This is a genomic window from Mycolicibacterium phocaicum (assembly GCF_010731115.1).
GTDB lineage: Bacteria > Actinomycetota > Actinomycetes > Mycobacteriales > Mycobacteriaceae > Mycobacterium > Mycobacterium phocaicum.
Map to the genome: position 1 here is coordinate 1,375,811 of NZ_AP022616.1, position 17,930 is coordinate 1,393,740.

General features: G+C 68.8%; 16 protein-coding genes. 7 read left to right on the forward strand and 9 right to left on the reverse strand.

What is annotated here, in order from left to right:
• From G6N46_RS06705 to mqo, 5 genes are all read right to left on the reverse strand, one after another.
• Nucleotides 1-1,359 (reverse strand): cobyrinic acid a,c-diamide synthase CobB, encoded by a 1,359-nt coding sequence (locus tag G6N46_RS06705; protein WP_138248888.1) that lies wholly within the window; start codon nt 1,357-1,359, stop codon nt 1-3.
• A 175-nt stretch (nt 1,360-1,534) separates the two neighbouring features.
• Nucleotides 1,535-2,149, reverse strand: coding sequence for a cob(I)yrinic acid a,c-diamide adenosyltransferase (gene cobO, locus G6N46_RS06710; protein WP_138248887.1), 615 nt, complete (start codon nt 2,147-2,149; stop codon nt 1,535-1,537).
• Between the two features lie 22 nt (nt 2,150-2,171).
• Nucleotides 2,172-4,019, reverse strand: coding sequence for a magnesium chelatase subunit D family protein (locus G6N46_RS06715; protein WP_138248886.1), 1,848 nt, complete (start codon nt 4,017-4,019; stop codon nt 2,172-2,174).
• On the reverse strand, nt 4,019-4,486 hold the full coding sequence (locus G6N46_RS06720) for a GNAT family N-acetyltransferase (RefSeq protein ID WP_061010300.1): 468 nt from the start codon (nt 4,484-4,486) through the stop codon (nt 4,019-4,021). Before G6N46_RS06720 ends, G6N46_RS06715 begins: the two co-directional genes overlap by 1 nt.
• 16 nt (nt 4,487-4,502) lie before the next feature.
• Nucleotides 4,503-5,999, reverse strand: a complete 1,497-nt coding sequence (gene mqo, locus G6N46_RS06725) for a malate dehydrogenase (quinone) (RefSeq protein WP_138248885.1) — start codon at nt 5,997-5,999, stop codon at nt 4,503-4,505.
• 114 nt (nt 6,000-6,113) lie between these two features.
• Between mqo and G6N46_RS06730 the strand changes: the two genes are divergently transcribed.
• The 4 genes from G6N46_RS06730 (at nt 6,114) to nicT (ending at nt 10,221) form a co-directional block, all read left to right on the forward strand.
• On the forward strand, nt 6,114-7,175 hold the full coding sequence (locus G6N46_RS06730) for an alpha/beta hydrolase (protein ID WP_138248884.1): 1,062 nt from the start codon (nt 6,114-6,116) through the stop codon (nt 7,173-7,175).
• Between the two features lie 4 nt (nt 7,176-7,179).
• Nucleotides 7,180-8,556, forward strand: coding sequence for a mycothione reductase (gene mtr / locus G6N46_RS06735; protein WP_138248883.1), 1,377 nt, complete (start codon nt 7,180-7,182; stop codon nt 8,554-8,556).
• 40 nt (nt 8,557-8,596) lie between these two features.
• Entirely contained in the window at nt 8,597-8,941 is a 345-nt protein-coding gene (locus G6N46_RS06740; RefSeq protein WP_138248882.1) for an ArsR/SmtB family transcription factor, read from the forward strand.
• 116 nt (nt 8,942-9,057) lie between these two features.
• Complete coding sequence (gene nicT, locus G6N46_RS06745; protein ID WP_138248881.1) at nt 9,058-10,221, forward strand: Nickel transporter NicT; 1,164 nt, start codon at nt 9,058-9,060, stop codon at nt 10,219-10,221.
• A 32-nt stretch (nt 10,222-10,253) separates the two neighbouring features.
• Here nicT and G6N46_RS06750 read toward each other — a convergent pair whose 3' ends face one another.
• The 4 genes from G6N46_RS06750 to G6N46_RS06765 form a co-directional block, all read right to left on the reverse strand.
• The gene (locus G6N46_RS06750; protein WP_138248880.1) at nt 10,254-13,490 is read right to left on the reverse strand and encodes a DEAD/DEAH box helicase; all 3,237 of its coding nucleotides are present in this window, start codon (nt 13,488-13,490) and stop codon (nt 10,254-10,256) included.
• A gap of 70 nt (nt 13,491-13,560) precedes the next feature.
• A complete protein-coding gene (locus G6N46_RS06755) occupies nt 13,561-14,097 on the reverse strand; it encodes an alpha/beta hydrolase (RefSeq protein WP_138248879.1) in 537 nt (178 codons plus the stop codon).
• 43 nt (nt 14,098-14,140) lie between these two features.
• Entirely contained in the window at nt 14,141-14,461 is a 321-nt protein-coding gene (locus G6N46_RS06760; RefSeq protein WP_138248878.1) for a hypothetical protein, read from the reverse strand.
• Nucleotides 14,462-14,484: 23 nt separating this feature from the next.
• The gene (locus tag G6N46_RS06765) at nt 14,485-14,754 is read right to left on the reverse strand and encodes a hypothetical protein (protein WP_163692633.1); all 270 of its coding nucleotides are present in this window, start codon (nt 14,752-14,754) and stop codon (nt 14,485-14,487) included.
• 153 nt (nt 14,755-14,907) lie between these two features.
• Here G6N46_RS06765 and G6N46_RS06770 point away from each other — a divergent pair, with 153 nt between their 5' ends.
• Genes G6N46_RS06770 through G6N46_RS06780 form a run of 3 tightly spaced genes read left to right on the forward strand, consistent with a single transcriptional unit; the run spans nt 14,908 to nt 17,868 of the window.
• Entirely contained in the window at nt 14,908-15,567 is a 660-nt protein-coding gene (locus tag G6N46_RS06770) for a response regulator transcription factor (protein ID WP_061001804.1), read from the forward strand.
• Between the two features lies 1 nt (nt 15,568).
• On the forward strand, nt 15,569-16,942 hold the full coding sequence (locus G6N46_RS06775) for a sensor histidine kinase (protein ID WP_138248876.1): 1,374 nt from the start codon (nt 15,569-15,571) through the stop codon (nt 16,940-16,942).
• Entirely contained in the window at nt 16,939-17,868 is a 930-nt protein-coding gene (locus G6N46_RS06780) for a TAXI family TRAP transporter solute-binding subunit (RefSeq protein WP_138248875.1), read from the forward strand. The genes G6N46_RS06775 and G6N46_RS06780 overlap by 4 nt, the downstream gene beginning before the upstream one ends.
• Nucleotides 17,869-17,930: the final 62 nt, after the last annotated feature.

A 17,930-nucleotide genomic window follows, 5' to 3' on the forward strand; every position in this document is an offset into this window, starting at 1 on the left:
TCACTCGGCGAGTTTAGTTGCCGCCAATACGAACCGACGCACCGAGTGCGGATGTGCGGCCGGATGGGTGTGCAGGTAGCCGGCGTGCACGCCGCGCCGGACGGCCCCGTCGTGCACCGTGGCCTGCCCGGCGCCCCGGAAAACCCAGGCCGGCGACTGCTCGTCGGCGAATTCGACTGTCGTGCGGTGAAATTCATGGCCGGTGACACGCTCGCCCGCAGCGTGCATGCTGGAGTCGACCATTGCCACCGCATCCCGATACCCGAGGGTGAGCCGCTCGGTGAAGCGCGCCGAGCCGGGCAGCACCCCGCACATGGGGTGCCCGTCGAGGTCGTCGACCAGATAGGTGAGCCCGGCACACTCGGCATGGACCGGTGCGCCGGTCGCCGCGAGCGCGCCAATCTGTTCGCGGACAACGGCATTGGCCGACAGTTCCGCGGTGAACTGCTCAGGGAAACCGCCCGGTATGACGAGCGCCCGCGTGCCGTCCGGCAGCGGGTCGGTGAGCGGATCGAAGGCCACGACGTCGGCACCCGCCATCTCGAGCAGTTCGGCGTGCTCGGCGTAGCCGAAACTGAAGGCCTTGCCGGCGGCGAGCGCCACCGTGACGTTCGCCACCGGCTCGGTTTGAGGGTCCCATGCGGGGGCCGGTGCCCCGATCCCGGCGCACCGGGCGACGGCTTCTATATCCACGTGGCGCGCAACGAGCTCGGTCATGACGGCGACGGCCTCGTGCGCCCGGCGGCCGTGCTCGACGGCGGTGACCAGGCCGAGGTGCCGGGACGGAATCTCCAGCCCGCTGTCCCGTGGGATCGCGCCGAACACCGGGACCCCCGCCTGCTCGCAGGCCTGCCGCAGCACCTGTTCGTGCCGCGGCGAACCGACCTTGTTGAGGATCACCCCGGCGATCCGCACCGCTCGGTCGAACGTCGAAAAACCATGCAGCAGAGCGGCAATGCTCTGGCTCTGCCCGCGGGCGTCGACGACCAGCACCACCGGCGCGCCGAGCAGCCCGGCCACGTGAGCGGTCGACCCGGGCGCCGGGGACATGGGCTGATCGGTGATCCGGCCGTCGAACAGGCCCATGACGCCCTCGATGACGGTGATGTCCGCACCCGCACTGCCGTGCCGGTACAGCGGTCCGATCAGATCGTCACCGACGAGGACCGGATCCAGGTTGCGGCCCGGTCGGCCGGTGGCCAGCGCGTGATAACCCGGGTCGATGAAGTCGGGGCCGACCTTGGCGGCGCTCACGTTGTGGCCGGCGCGGCGCAACGCACCCATCAGGCCGGTGGCGACGGTGGTCTTGCCGCTGCCCGACGACGGCGCCGCGATCACCACCGCCGGGACCGCGGTCACCGTTTCCTCATGGCATGCCGCGAATGTGCGTACAGATCGTCAAATCCGCAGCTCGTGCGATCTGTACGCACATTGGTGAAGTCGCCCCACCGCGAGCCGCGGTCAATGTGCAACCAGATCGCGAATTTCGCCGATCGTTCGCTCTGTACGCACATTCGCGAACGCGAGGCGACACTCACCATTCGATGCCGCGCTGACCCTTACGGCCGGCGTCCATGGGGTGCTTGACCTTGGTCATCTCGGTCACCAGGTCGGCGGCATCGAGGAGCTGCGGCGGGGCGTCGCGGCCGGTGATGACGACATGTTGAGTGCCGGGACGGGATCGGAGCACCTCGACCACCTCTTCCACGTCGAGCCAGCCCCACTTGAGCGGATACGTGAACTCGTCGAGGACGTAGAAGTCGTGCTGCTCGGCAGCCAGCCGGCGCGCGATCTCGGCCCAGCCTTCGACGGCCGCGGCGGCGTGGTCGTCATCGGAGCCCTGCCGGCGGGTCCACGACCAGCCCGAGCCCATCTTGTGCCACTGCACCGGTCCCCCGACGCCCTGCTCGTCGTGCAGCCGGCCGAGCGTCTGGAACGCCGCTTCCTCCCCGACCTTCCACTTGGCGCTCTTGACGAACTGGAACACCGCGACGTCGAAGCCCTGGTTCCAGGCGCGCAGCGCCATCCCGAATGCGGCAGTCGATTTTCCCTTACCCGGGCCGGTGTGCACCGCCAGGATCGGCGCGTTGCGGCGCGCCTTGGTGGTCAGTCCGTCGTTGGGGACGACGAGCGGTTGTCCTTGTGGCATGGGGTTCTTCCTGCTGTGTTCTCTACGCCGCGGCTTGCCCGGCCCGCACCACGCTGGCCAGGTTGTCGGCGCGCAGCTGCGCCAGTTGCACGGCGGGCGCACCGAGTTGGCCGGCCAACTGCTGCGCCAATCCCAGTCGAATATAAGACGTTTCGCAGTCGACGACGACGGCGGCGGCGCCCTCGGCGACGAGCAGTCCCGCGGCGGTCCGGGTCCGGCCCAGCGGATCGGGTCCACCCGTCGCACGGCCGTCGGTCAGCACCACCACGAGGGGGCGACGGGCCCGGTCGCGGGTCTTCTCCCGCAGCACCACATCACGCGCGGCCAGCAGCCCCTGCGCCAGTGGGGTTTTCCCACCGGTGTCGAAACGTGCCAGGCGCCGGCTCGCGATGTGCACTGACGACGTCGGCGGCAACAGCAGCGCGGCTTCGGCGCCCCGGAAGGTGACGACGGCGACCTTGTCGCGGCGCTGGTAGGCGTCGCGCAGCAGTGACAGCGTCGCCCCGCTCACCGCGGACATCCGGTCGCGCGCGGCCATGGAGCCCGAGGCGTCGACCACGAAGATCACCAGATTGCCCTCGCGCCCTTCACGAATCGCGTGGCGGACGTCGGTGGGCGCCACCTGCAGGCGGCCGGCCTGTGGCCGGCGATCGGCCGCGGCCAGCAGCGTGCCGAAGACGTGCACGCCGTGTCCGGCCCGGGCATCGTCGGTCGCCGAGATCGGGGTGCCCGTGCGGTTGCGCGCCCGCGACCGCCGGCCGGGAGCACCTTCCCCGACGCCGGGCACCACCAGCGCCCGGGTCCGGAAGGTCGCCGACGGCGGCGCGCTGGGCCGCGAGGCACTACCGGGTCCGGCCGAGTTTCCTTGCGGCGCGGCCTCTTCCGAGCCGTCCGCGGAGATCCCGCCGCCCGGCGGATCAGGATCGGGGTCCGGCTCCGACGCGGACTGCGATTCGGCCTCGGCCTGCGCCATGGCGTCGTCGAGCTGTTGCGGATCCAGCCCGGGATCGTCGAAGGGGTCGCGCCGGCGCCGGTGCGGCAGCGCGAGTTCCGCGGCGACGCGGACGTCTTCCGCATCCACCGCGGACGCGCCGCGCCAGGCCGCGTGCGCGACGGCCGTGCGGGCCACCACCAGATCGGCGCGCATGCCGTCGACGTCGAACGCCGCACACAACGCCGCGATCCGGCGCAATTCGTTGTCCGGCAACGACACCGACGCCACCGCGGCGCGGGCCTTGGCGATCCGCCCGGCCAGCTCGGCGTCGTCGACGGCGTACTGCTCGGCGAAACCGGCCGGGTCGGCCTCGTACGACATGCGGCGCCGGATCACCTCGACCCGGACGTCGACATCGCGGGACGCGTAGACGTCGACGGTCAGTCCGAAGCGGTCGAGCAGCTGCGGCCGGAGCTCGCCCTCCTCCGGATTCATGGTGCCCACCAACATGAATCGGGCCTCGTGCGAATGCGAGACACCGTCGCGCTCGATGTGCACCCGGCCCATGGCGGCGGCATCGAGCAGCACGTCGACCAGGTGGTCGTGCAGCAGGTTCACCTCGTCGACGTAGAGCACGCCGCCGTGCGCGCGCGCCAGCAGGCCCGGCGAAAAGGCATGTTCGCCGTCCCGCAACACCTTCTGCAGATCGATCGAGCCGACCACGCGGTCCTCGGTGGCGCCGATGGGCAGCTCCACCAGGCGGGCTCCGGCGTCCACGGCGGCCAGCACCTCGGCGAGACCACGCACCGCGGTCGATTTCGCGGTGCCCTTCTCGCCGCGGATCAGCACACCGCCGATGTCGGGACGCACCGCGCACAGGATGAGCGCCAGCCGGAGCTGGTCCTGGCCCACCAGCGCGCTGAACGGATAGGTCACTACTGCTGCCCCGCTCCCAGACCCGGTCTGATCATCGGCACATGCGGAATGCCGTCCTCCAGAAACTCCTCGCCGTCGCGCACGAATCCGTGGCGGGCGTACATCTCTTCGAGATAGGTCTGGGCGTCGATCCGGCAGGGGTAGGTGCCCACCTCGGCCAGCGCTGCCTGCATCAACCGCGTGGTGTGGCCCTGACCGCGGTCGCTGCGCTTGGTGCACACCCGGCCGATCCGGAAGACCTTCTCTCCCCCGGGATGTTCCTCCATCAGCCGCAGCGTCGAGATGACTTGTGCGTCAGGGCTTTCCAGCCAGAAGTGCCGGGTCTCGGCCAGCAGGTCACGGCCGTCGAGTTCGGGGTACGGACACGCCTGCTCCACCACGAAGACCTCGACGCGCAACTTCAGCAGCTCGTAAAGCGTTGCGGCATCGAGATCCTTGGCCCAGCTGCGCCTCGGCGCGACGGTCATGCGCGATCCGCCCGGATCAGGCCGGCTGGTCGAGCTTGAGCACCTTGGTCCCCCAGTCCCACACCTCGCGGTACAGCTTGGGTTCGCCGGACAGGTTGACGCCCAACGACGGCACCATCTCCTTGAGCTTGGGCAGCCAGGCCTGGTAACGGTCGCCGAAGCACCGCTCCAGCACCTCGACCATGGCCGGTACGGCGGTCGAGGCACCCGGCGACGCACCGAGCAGACCGGCGATGCGGCCGTCCTCGGCGGTCAGGACGGTGGTGCCGAACTCCAGCACGCCACCGATGCCCTTGCGGCGGATCACCTGCACGCGCTGGCCCGCGACATCCAGCTCCCAGTCGGAATCGACTGCGCTGGGGGCGAATTCGCGCAGCGAATCGACCCGCTCACCCTCGCTGAGGGCCAGCTGCTCGAGCAGGTACTTCACCAGGCCCAGTTCGGTGACGCCGACGCCGAGCATCGAGGCGATGTTGTTGGGCTTGACCGACAGCGGCAGATCGGTGACCGAGCCCTGCTTGAGGAACTTGGGCGACCAGCCGGCGAACGGCCCGAACAGCAGCCAGGACTGACCGTTGATGATGCGGGTGTCCAAGTGCGGCACCGACATCGGCGGCGCGCCGACCGATGCCTGGCCGTACACCTTGGCCTGGTGCCTGACCGTCAGGTCCTGGTTGTCGGTGCGCAGGAAGGCACCGCCGACCGGGAACCCGCCGAAGCCCTTGGCCTCCGGGATACCGGCCTTCTGCAGCAGGTGCAGCGCGCCACCACCGGCGCCGAGGAACACGAACTTGGCATTGATCTTCTGCCGGTCCCCGGTGCGCCGGTTCACGACGTTGAGCTTCCAGCTGCCGTCGGACTGCTTGCTCAGGTTGGTCACCTCGTGCCCGAACAGCGTGTCCATACCGCGCTGCGCGGTGAAGCCGATGAGCTGCTTGGACAGCGAACCGAAGTCGACGTCGGTGCCGTCGGTGGTCCAGTTCAGCGCAACCGGCTCGGCGAAGTCGCGCTGCTCGGCCATGAACGGCAGTCGGCGCGCGAACTCGTCCTTGTCGTCGATGTACTCCATCGTCGAGAACAGCGGGTTGGTGACCAGCGACTCGCGGCGCCGGCGCAGGTAGTCCAGGTGCTCGGCGCCGTGCACGAAGCTGACGTGCGGGATGGGGTTCAGGAAGCTCTTGACGTCCGGCAGCACCCCGTTCTCCACGGCGTACGCCCAGAACTGGCGCGTCACCTGGAACTGCTCGTTGACGTGGACGGCCTTCTTGATGTCGATGGTGCCGTCGGCGTTCTGCGGCGTGTAGTTGAGCTCGCACAGCGCCGAGTGGCCGGTGCCCGCGTTGTTCCACGGATCGCTGCTCTCGGCGGCCGCGCCGTCGAGGCGCTCGATCATGGTGATGGACCACTCCGGCTCCAGCAGCCGGATCAGTGCCCCGAGGGTGGCGCTCATGATTCCCGCGCCCACGAGGACGACGTCGGTCTGTGCGCTCCCAGCTACGTTTGCATTCGACACGTGATCGCTCGTCCTTCGCACTCGGGTTACCCGCCGGTATTGACGGATGCTCGGTGCTCAAGGTTATCGCGACCGTGTTCGCCGCTGACGCGCTATCTCCTCCCATCGACCATGATGTTCGTCGCAGTTAGGGTTGAACACGTGACGCCGCAGGAGCCACAGGGACAACCCGAGTGGCAGCCGGACGTGCTGCCCGGGTACTGGCAGCAGACCATCGCACTGGGACCCGACCCCGACGGCGAGGGTGACCTGGTCGCCACCGTCGTGCGGCGTGGTCCACAGGTCCGGGCCGAGCACGCAGTGCTCGTGGTGCACGGCTACACCGACTACTTCTTCCACACCGAGCTCGCCGATCACTTCGCCGCCCGCGGCATGGCGTTCTACGCGATAGACCTGCACAAGTGCGGACGGTCGCGACGCCCCGGGCAGACCCCGCACTTCACCACCGACCTGGCGTCGTACTACGGCGAACTCCGTCAGGCCCTGCAGCTCATCGCCGCGGACACTACCGGTGCCCGGGTGTGCCTGTACGGCCACTCCGCCGGCGGACTGATCGCGACGCTGTTCGCCGACCGACTGCGCCGCGACAGCGCACTGGCGACACACCGCGTGACGGGCCTGATCCTCAACAGCCCGTTCTTCGATCTGCACGGGCCGGCAGTCCTGCGTTCGGCGCCGGTTTCCGGCACCCTGCGGGCACTGGCCCGATTCCGCAAGCTGGCGGTGATCCGCCGGCCGACCGAGGGCGGCTACGGCACCAGCCTGCACCGCGACCACGGCGGCGAGTTCGACTACAACCTGGACTGGAAACCGTTGGGCGGCTTCCCGGTCACCGTCGGCTGGATCAACGCCATCCGGCGCGGACAACTGCAGCTGCATCGCGGACTCGACGTCGGGGTGCCGAATCTGATCCTGCGCTCGGACCACACCGTCGCAGAGACCACGACCTCGGTCGGGATGGAGCGCGGCGACGCCGTGCTGGACGTCAGCCAGATCGCCCGCTGGGCGGGATGTGTCGGCAACCGCAGCACCGTCGTCCCCGTTACCGACGCCAAACACGACGTGTTCCTGTCGCTCCCGGCGCCGCGTGCCGTCGCGTTCGGCGAGCTGAATCACTGGCTGGATTGGTATCTCCCCCAAGCGGTCTCCCGCACGACGCAACACGAACAGGCCTGAACTCATGGAGCACTACGACCTCACCATCATCGGAACCGGCTCGGGCAACAGCGTGCTCGACGAGCGGTACGACGGCCTGAAGGTCGCGATCTGCGAGCAGGGCACCTTCGGCGGCACCTGCCTCAACGTCGGGTGCATCCCCACCAAGATGTTCGTCTACGCCGCCGACGTGGCCCAGACCATCCGGCACAGCGCGACGTTCGGCGTCGACTCGCATCTCGACGGCGTGCGCTGGCCCGACATCGTCGAGCGCGTCTTCGGCCGGATCGACCCGATCGCGGCCGGCGGCGAGGAGTACCGCCGCGGACTGCCGAACGTCACGGTCTACGGCAGCCACACGCGCTTCGGGCCGACGCTGCCCGACGGCACCTACACGTTGCGGACCGCCGCAGGAGATGAGTTCAGCTCCGACAAGGTGGTCATCGCCGCGGGCTCGCGCAGCTGGATTCCCCCGACCATCGCCGGCTCCGGCGTCCCGTACTTCACCAGCGACGACATCATGCGTATCCCCGCGCTGCCGGAGCATCTGGTCATCATCGGCGGCGGCTTCATCTCGGTGGAGTTCGCGCATGTGTTCTCGTCACTCGGATCGAAGGTGACGATCGTCCTGCGCGGCGACCGGCTGCTGCGGCGCTGCGACGAGGAGATCTGCCGGCGGTTCAGCACGGTGGTCGGCAAGAAATGGGACCTGCGGACCCAGGAGAACGTCGTCGGCGCGCAACGCGATGGTGACGGCGTCGTGCTCGAGTTCGATGACGGCGAGACCCTGCGCGCCGACGCCCTGTTGGTTGCCACGGGCCGCGTGCCCAACGGCGATCTGCTCGACGTGCAACTCGCCGGAGTGGGCCTCGACGACGACGGCTACGTCGTCGTCGACGAGTTCCAACGCACCACGGCCCGTGGGATTTTCGCGCTGGGTGACGTGTCGTCGCACCACCAGCTCAAGCACGTGGCCAACCACGAGGCCCGGACCGTTAAGGAGAACCTGCTGCGCGACTGGGACGGCGAGCTGGTGGCCAGCGACCACCGGTTCGTGCCCGCCGCGGTGTTCACCGACCCGCAGGTCGCGATGGTCGGCATGAACGAAGCCGAGGCGCGCGCAGCCGGCTTCGACGTCGTGGTCAAGGTGCAGGAGTATGGCGACACCGCGTACGGCTGGGCCATGGAAGACACCACGGGCATCGTCAAACTGATCGGCGAGCGCGGCACCGGCCGGATTCTGGGCGCGCACCTGATGGGGTATCAGGCGTCGTCGCTGATTCAGCCCCTGATCCAGGCGATGTCGTTCGGGCAGCGGGCACAGGACGTGGCCCGCGGCCAGTACTGGATTCACCCGGCGCTGTCCGAGGTCATCGAGAACGCGCTGCTCGGCTTGATCTGACGCCGTGCCGGTCGCTGTGAAGAATGGCTAGATTGTGCTGATGAGCGACTCGGATGCAGCCGCAAAGGTCGACTCGGCGAAAGTCGATTCGGCGAAGTCTGCTCGTGCCGACGTCGACACCGCGGCATGGTCGATACGGTTCGAACTGCTCTCGGACCCGCATCGTCTGGACATCCTGCTCGCGCTGCACCGCGCTCCCGGAATCTGCGTGGGCGATCTCGCCGCCGCGGTCGGCCGATCAGAGAACTCGGTCTCCCAGGCACTGCGCGTGCTGCGTAGCCAGCACTGGGTGACGGCCACCCGCGTGGGACGCACCGTGAGCTACCGCCTGGCCGATGACACCGTGCACGAACTGCTGCACTGGCTCGGCGCCCAGCACGGGTGATCTCAAATATCTGTTCACGTGGACAGGTGAACAGGTGGTGGATAGCCTGATCCGAAAGTGCTCCTGAGCCCCGATCGTGGGTGCCCGCACGGAAACACCACGATGGGGATGGTCACATGTCAACCAGCGGCCTGACCGATCGAACCGCATCCGGGCTCACCCAGTTCCGCCGCAGCCTGTCGCGGGGCGACAGGAAATCCCTTTGGGGGATGTACGGATTCATCGTCACACTGCACGTTGTCGGCTTCGTGGTCCTGTTCGCCTTCGTCGTACCCAACAACTATCAGCTGGGCGGCGACCATCCGGTCTTCACGGTGGGCGTGGGAATCCTGGCCTACACCCTCGGGCTGAGGCATGCCTTCGACGCCGACCACATCGCGGCGGTCGACAACACCACCCGCAAGCTGATCGCTGACAACCTCGAGAACAGGATGGATCGCAAGCCGCTCTCGGTGGGGTTCTGGTTCTCCCTCGGGCACTCGACGATCGTGTTCGCCCTGTCGTTGCTGCTGGCACTGGGGGTCAAGGCTCTCGTCGGGCCCGTCGAAGACGAACAGTCCACTCTGCACACTGTCACCGCCCTGATCGGCCCGTCCGTCTCGGGCATCTTTCTGTGGATCCTGGGCATCCTCAATCTCGTTGCCCTGGTAGGCATCGTCAAGGTCTTCCGGGACATCCGCCGCGGCCACTACGACGAGGCGGCCCTGGAAAAGCACCTCGACTCCCGCGGCTTCATGAACCGCTTCCTCGGCGGCTTGACCAAATCCGTGACCAAGCCCTGGCACATCTACCCGATCGGCGTGCTCTTCGGGCTCGGGTTCGACACCGCCACCGAAATCGGCCTGCTGGTGCTCGCGGGCGGCGCTGCGGCGTTCAGCCTGCCCTTCTACGCCGTGCTGGTACTACCGATCCTGTTCGCGGCCGGAATGTGCCTGATGGACACCACCGATGGCGTGTTCATGAACTACGCCTACGGCTGGGCTTTCGCCAAACCGGTACGCAAGGTCTTCTACAACCTGACCATCACCTCGATCTCCGTCGCCGTCGCACTGGTGATCGGCACCATCGAACTCGTCGGCGTCATCGCCGAGCGCCTGGGAATCGACGCGGGGCCCCTGGCCTGGATTGCCAACATCAACCTCGACTTCGTCGGCTACGGCATCGTCGCCCTGTTCGTGGTCTCGTGGCTCACCGCGCTGGCCGTCTGGCGTTTCGGCAACGTCGAGGCCCGCTGGTCGGCGAAACTCACCAACGAGCCCGCCTTCGCGGACCCCGCGTAGCGGCGACAAAAACGTATGGCGGGTAAGGCAATTCAGCCCAGCAGTTCGCGAATGTCGGAGGCGGTGATCGCCGTGCCGAACATGTCGCCGTCGTCGATCACCGCGGCGAACAGCGCGCGCTTGCGCTCCTGCAGCGCGATCACCTTCTCCTCGATGGTGTTCTCGGACACCAGCCGGTAGACGTTCACCGGCCGCTGCTGGCCGATGCGGTGCGCGCGGTCGACGGCCTGCGCTTCGGCGGCCGGGCTCCACCACGGGTCGCACAGGAAGCAGTAGTCGGCCGCGGTGAGGTTGAGTCCGAAACCACCGGCTTTCAGACTGATCAGGAACACCTTGGTCCGCCCGCCGCTGAAATCGTCGATGGCCTGCGCCCGGCCCCGCGCGTCCACCGATCCGTCCAGATAGCTGTACTCGATCCCGGCCGCGTCCAAGCGGTCGCGCAGGATCGCCAGAAAACCGGTGAACTGGCTGAACACCAGCGCGCTGTGATCCTCGGCGACCAGCTGGTCCAGTTGCTCGATCAGGAAGTCCACCTTCGTGGACCCGGCCTCCATGGTCTCGGCATCGACGAGCCCGGGATGCAGACTGAGCTGCCGCAGCAGGGTGAGCGACCGGAAGATCTGGAACCGGTTCTTCTCCCATTCCCCCAGCAGCCCGAGCACCTTCTGCCGCTCGCGCGCCAGCCGGGTGTCGTAGATCCTGCGGTGTTTGGCCGACAGCTCGATGGCCAGCACCTGCTCCTGCTTGGGCGGCAGCTCCTTGACGACCTGATCCTTGGTGCGGCGCAACAACACCGGCTTGATCCGGCGCCGCAGCAGCGCCAGGCGACCGGGCTCGCCGTCGGACTCGATGGGCTTGCGGAAGTAGCGCTCGAAGATCTTGGGGCTGGGAAACAGGCCCGGGACCGTGATCGACAGCAGCGACCACAGCTCCATCAGGTTGTTCTCCATCGGCGTGCCGGTGATGGCCAGTTTGAACGGCGCATCGAGGCGACGCGCGCACTGGTGCGTCTTGCTGTGGTGATTTTTCACGAACTGTGCCTCGTCGAGAATCATTCCGGCCCAGGCGATTTCGCGGTACTTGTCATTGTCGATCCGCAGCAGCGTGTAGGTCGTGACGACGATGTCGGCCGCGGCGACCTGCTCGGCGATGGGCACCGCACCGCGGGCTTCGGTACTCGACACGACGACGGTGGTGAGCCCGGGGGCGAACTTCGCGCACTCGGCGGCCCAGTTGGAGGCCACGCTGGTCGGGGCCACGACGAGAAACTTGCCGGCACCCTGCTCGACGGCGCGGCTGATCAGGGCCAGGGTCTGGACCGTCTTGCCGAGCCCCATGTCGTCGCCCAGCACACCGCCGAGTCCGTTGTCCCACAGGAACGCCAGCCAGTTGAGCCCGTCGCGCTGGTAGTCGCGCAGCTCGGCCTGCAGCCCGGCAGGCGTGGACACGGCAACGGGCGGTTGTGCGGCGGCCAGCCGGGCCATGTTGTCGCGCCACTGCGCCAGTTCCCGGTCGACGACGCCGAGGCCCAGCAGCTCGTCCCACAACGTCGCGTTGAGCGACGCCGCGTTCACCCGGTCGCCGTCGAGCTCCCCCAGCGCCTGGGCTTCCTCGATCAGTGACCGCAACTTGAGCAGCTCGGGGGTGTCGAGCCGGAAGTAGACCCCGTTCGACAGCAGCATGTGGGTGGCGCCGAGGGCCAGTTCGGCGATGACGGCCGACAGCGCCACGGGATGGCCGTCGACGTCGATGGTGATGTGCAGGTCGAACCAGTCCTGCGCCGGCGCCTCGTCGGAGGACGCGGTGCCGAAGCCGAGTTGCGCGCCGGCGACCGAGCGCCGGAATGCCGAGGCCCGCTCATCGATCTCGACGATGAGCTGTTCGTACCCGGCGAGCTGCGGCAGCACCTCGTGACACAACACCGCGATCTGGGGCAGGGACAGCCGGCGCGACAGCAACAGCGAGGCCAGCGGGTCGGCCGTCTCCGACAGACCCGAAATCAGTTCCAGCGCCGGCGCGATCGCCCGCCACATCGCGTCCTCGGCGGCGTTGTCGCGGATACCGCTCGTGCGCGTGACGCCGACCGCGTCGAATTCCTGGCGCTGCCCGTTCACCTCGTAGCGGGTGCGCCACTTCACGTGACCGTCCACGTCGCCGGCCGTGATGCTCAGGACGGGCAGCGGCCCCACGATGTCCGGTTCGGCGAACAGGCCCTCGGGCATGTCGACGGCCACCGTCCGGCGCAGCCGCGGCAGCACGTCCACCGCGAACTCCGACAGCGCCTCGGGCGGAATCTGTACTTTCTCACCGCCGGCGATCAGCCTGAGCAGCGTGGGACCGGGCGCAAGCGCAAAGGCGCCGAGATGCAGGATGCCGTCCACCAGTTGGTGGAAACCATGCGGCGTCGGGGTGCCCACCAGCCCGATGCCCTGGGGCGACCGCGGTTCGCCATCGACGACGAGCACCGTCGACATCTGCGCGCCGCCGGTGTCCGACACCGCGAAGTCCAGCCGCAACCGGACGTCCTTGGCGAGCTCCACCGCCCGGATCTGCGCGCCGGGAAGCAGCGTGACGCCGGCCTCGACCGCCTGCTCCAGATCGGCCCAAAAGCTCTGTCCCACAGCCGAAAGCACCAACTGGTCGCTGCTGTACGGATAGTAACCGGGCACCGCGAGCACCAACGCCCGCAGCGCGCTGTACTGGTCCCGGTCGAACTCACCCGGATCGGCCGTGTCGAACAGGCGCCGCCAGTTGATGCCGCTCTTGATCCAGTTTCCACGCTTGCCGACCGTCAGCGCCCGAAGCGTCGCGATCGGCGTCGTGTGGTACCGGCCTGCCGGCAGCATCCCGAACTCCAGGGCCAGCGGCTTGCCGCCCGTGTCGGTGTCGGCGCCCGTCATCTCGTCCAGCAGCGAACCCAGCACCACCTGCCAGCGTTGCGGGGCCGCGCGGTCGGGTGCGCTCGGGATCGCCGCCAACAGCAGGGCCACCGCATGCTTGCAATACCGCCCCACCGGGCAGGTACAGACCGTGTACTCGATCTCCAGTCCGGTGCGGGGGCCCGACAACGCCACTTCGACGTCGTAGTACTCGGACTTCGAACCCAGGCACGAGCCGGTGAGTGTGCCATCGACCGGGTCGTACCTGGCGGCGACCACGCGCCCCTGGTTGGCGTAGGTCTCGCCGCGGGCCAGCGTCTGTGCGTTGAAGGCACGAAGCAACTCGTGTGGCGCGAGCGCCAGCCCGGCCGTCGAGTCCGTGCCTTTCATGTCGTCACGATAACGGCCGGGACCGACAGGTACAGGTCCCGTCGCTTCGCTCGCCCCAGCGGCCGGCCGGTCACCAGGTACTGCTGCGCAGCACGATCTCGTTGGCGACCTGGGCGGTGAATTCCTCGGCACTGCGCCGGCCCGTCAGCTCCGACATCCGGAACTCGCCATAGATGAAGCGTTGCCCGGCTTGCGCCCGCGCCCGGGCGTCGGCGCTGGTGACGACGACGGTGGTGTTGATCTCCACCGGCGGGCACCCGTCGCCCGAGTCGCCGGCGGCGCGCGGATGGCTACCGTCGACGGCCACCAGCGCGGTGAACCGGTCCAGCCGGGTGGCCGCCAGCTGCCAGGCCAGCTCTCCCGCGCCGCCGTCGGCGAACAACAGTGCCCACTTCACCCCGAGCGTATCCAGAATGCCGACAACCGAATTCACGGTCAGCCGGTCATCGGCCTCGATCACCACGGTGCGTAGCGATGCGGTGTGCAGCAATTCGCACAGGGCGCCCGTCGCCGGCTTGGTCGTGAGCATGACGACTGTCGTGGCGGCGTCGGGGCCAGACACGTCGACGGTGGCGCCGAAACCGTCGACGGTCGGGATGATTGGCATGACGCCACCGTAGCGAACACCACCGGACCGCCGGTACCGATATTCAGCAGCCGCCACCACCGCCGCAGCCACCACCGCCCCCGCAACCGCCACCACCGCAACCCCCGCCACCGCCGCAGCCGCTTGAGCCACCGCCGTCCGAGCACGCGGACCCGCCGGCGTCCCAGCCGCCACCATCGGAGCCGACGTAGCCGTAGCCGTAGGCGCCGGCCGCCCCCGCGCGCCGGCCTGGCCCCGGGCGGCGGCGGGGCTGCTTCCGGCCCATCACGATGGCCATGCCGACGATGATGCCCACGATCGCGAAGCACACGATCATCGGGATCCACGAGGATTCGTTCTTTGCGGCGGCGAGTGCAACGTTCATGATCTGCTCCGTCCTCTCGTCACTCAGGCCGTCGGCCGCGAGTTCAGGTCCCGGTAGGCCCGGCCGATGGTCGGCGCACTCCCGTGCCGGTGCTGCCCGTCCTGGCACTGCGTATTCACCATCACGGCGATGTCGCAGGGATGGTCGGTCATTGCCGCGTCCACGGGCGTCGGCAGCACTGGCGCCGGCACGAATTCGGTTGCGCTCCAGAAGGACCCGAGGGGGCCGAGCGCGACCACGACACTGGCCACGACGGAGACCGCCGCCCGGGAGAAATAGGTGTTCGGGTACATCGTGACCTCCTCGTGCCTGTTGCTGAGCACATGGTTTCCGCGCGCCGGGTCCACCGGAAGACGCCGCGGCCCGCGCCGGGTCTTTCCTTGCACGATCCTCAGATTCAGGGCGAAATCAGCGGGTCCACCCACCACGCGCCCTACCATCGGCCCATGCGCGTGCTGCTCGTCGAGGACGATCAGGGGGTCGCCGCTGCGCTCGTCGAGCTGCTGGAACAGACCGGGCTCACCGTCACCCACACCACTCGCGGCGACGACGCACTCAATCGCGTCAAGGGCTGCGACCTCGTGTTGCTGGATTTGGGCCTGCCCGACATGGACGGGCTGGACGTGCTGCGCACGCTGCGCCGGGCGTCGACCGCACCCGTCATCATCATGACGGCACGCGACAGCGACGGCGCCGTGGTGCTGGGGCTGCGCGCCGGGGCCGACGACTACCTGGTCAAGCCCGTCCGAAAGGCGGTGCTGCTGGCCCGGATCGAGGCCGTCATGCGACGCGTGCAGCGCGGCACCGGTCCTGTCGCGCGCCCGCCCGTGGTGGCCGGGCCGGTGACCATCGATCGCGACCGGCACGAGGTCACCGTGGCCGGACAGGCGCAGGCGCTGACCAAGACCGAGTACCAGATTCTGGCGACGCTGGCCGCCCGTCAGGGCGAGGCGGTCAGCCGCGAAGAGGTGATGCTCGAATGCTGGGGCACCGCGGTGGTGGGCCGCTCGCGGTCCCTGGATTTCTTCGTGGGCCAGATCCGGTCCAAGCTGGCCGGCATACCCCTGCACACCGTGCGCGGCTTCGGCTACCGGTTGGACCACTGACGTGGGTCTGCGGGTTCGTGCGCTCCTGATGACGCTGCTGCTCATCGCGACGGCGGCGTTGGCGATCCCGCTGGCCCTGAGCCTGGCCGACCACCGAACCAACGTCCTGCACACCGAACGCGAGCGGCAACTGACGACGCTGGCCGACATCGCCGCCGGCGCGAGCGCCCTCGACACCGACCTGGTCGAGCGGTACCACCGCGTGTACGGCGAAGGCGCGTTGATCGTCGACGCGGACGGCCGGACATTGGCCGGCGCCGGGTTGTCCGGCACCGATCCGGGGGTGACGACCGCCGCGGAGCGCGCGGTGTCCGATGCTCCCGCCGCGCCCCGGACCCGAATCCTGCCGTGGACGCGGCAACCGATGTTGGAGGCCAAGGGAATTCGGCGTAACGGCGAGCTGATCGGGGCGGTGGTCCTGGGCGTCGACCCGGCCGCCGCCGCACACGACATCACCGTGGACTGGCTGTGGATCGCGGCCGGATGCATCGTGTTGCTCGGGGTTGCGGCCGTCACCGCCCAGAGCGTGACCCGGTGGGTGCTGCGGCCGCTGGTCGGCCTCGAGCGCGCCGTGGAGGACATGGCCGGTGGCATCGCCGGCCAGCCGGCTCACGTGTCGGGACCGCCCGAGCTGCGGCGCTTCACGTCGGCGTTCAACGCCATGGCACAGGCGGTGCACGCCTCGCTCGACCATCAACGCCGGCTCATCGCCGATGCCTCCCACCAGTTGCGCAACCCGCTGGCGGCCGTGCGACTGCGGGCCGACACCCTGGAAGACCACGTCAACGACTCGGGACGCCCGACCTACGAATCGATGTCGGCGGAGCTGGACCGCCTGGAGAACCTGCTGGCCCAGTTGCTGCGCCTGGCGCGCGCCGAGGAGGCCAGTCACAGCCACCGCACCGGTTTGGCTGCGGCAGTTCATGATTCGACAGATCTGGACAGTGTCGTCGAACAGCGGCTGGACTTCTGGCAGACCACCGCCGACCCCAACGAGCAGCGACTGCGCTTCGAGACCGCCCACCCGCACCTCACCGTCCAGATGCCGCGCCACGATGTGGAGCAGCTCTTGGACATCGCGCTGGACAACGCGTTGCGCTACTCCGGTACGGGTACCACCGTCATCGTGTCGACGGTGCCCACCGACGCCGGTATCGATCTCACCGTCAGCGACAACGGCCCCGGCCTACCCGCGGACGCAGTCTCGCAGGCGGCCAACCGCTTCTGGCGCGGGCACGACGACAGCCAGGGCACGGGCCTCGGTCTGGCCATCGCCACCGAAATCGCCGCCGCCCACGGTGGATTGGCGTCGGTTGGCCGCTCCCCCGACGGCGGTCTCGCGGTCCGCTATCACCTACCCGCGAGCACATCATGACCCTGACCCGGCGCGCGTTCCTCGCCTCCTCGGCCGCGACGGTCGTCGCGGCCTGCCTGCCGAACGGCACGCGCGGCACCATCCGACTGGCCGCGGGTGATCGCGGTGGTCTGTACCTGGCGGTCTGCGAAATCTTCGCCGAGCGCCTACGGGTGCGGTATCCCGGCATCACGGTCACCGTCATGTCCACCGCCGGCAGCGTCGACAATCTCGAGCTGTTGCGGTCCGGCCAGGCCGACATGGCGCTCGCGCAGGCAGACGTGGTCGAGCAGCGGTTGCGATCCGGGCCGGCGCCCGATGCGCCGCTGGCGGTCGCGCGGGTCTACGAGAACTACGTACAGCTGGTCGTCCCCGACCACTCCGCCATCCGCCAGGTGAACGACCTTGCCGGACTGACGGTTTCAACTGGACCGGCCGGCTCCGGCGTCGCGGCCGTCACCACGGTGCTCTTTCGTGCGGCGAACCTGACCGACCGGCTCCGGCGCACCGAAATGCGCCTGAACGAGGCAGTGGCCGCGTTGGGCAACCACACCATCGACGCGCTGGTCTGGTCGGGCGGTATCCCGACGCCCGCCATCGCCGAGCTCGACAAGACGTTGCCGTTGCGCATCCTGGATCTGACGCCATGGGTCGCGCCGATGTCGGAACTGGCGTCCTACCCCTACCTGCTGCTGCGCGCGCCGATCGGCGCCTACGTTCCGGCGAGCGTGTACACCATCGGCTCCGCCGATCTGTTGCTGTGCCGGCCCGGCCTGCCGAACCCCCTGGTGGCCGCCGCCGTCGATGTATTGGCCACGGACGCAACCCAACTCATGCCCCCCGAGGTTCGCGGTCTGCAGTACCTGCAACCCCCGTCGATGATCCAGACCGGCCGAACCCCGTTGCACCCCGGGGCGATCGAGCAATACCGCATCCTGCACGGCTGAGCCGGGCCGAAACATCGCCGTAACGCCGGCACCGGTTGGCCAGCGCGAAACCCGGACGCGCC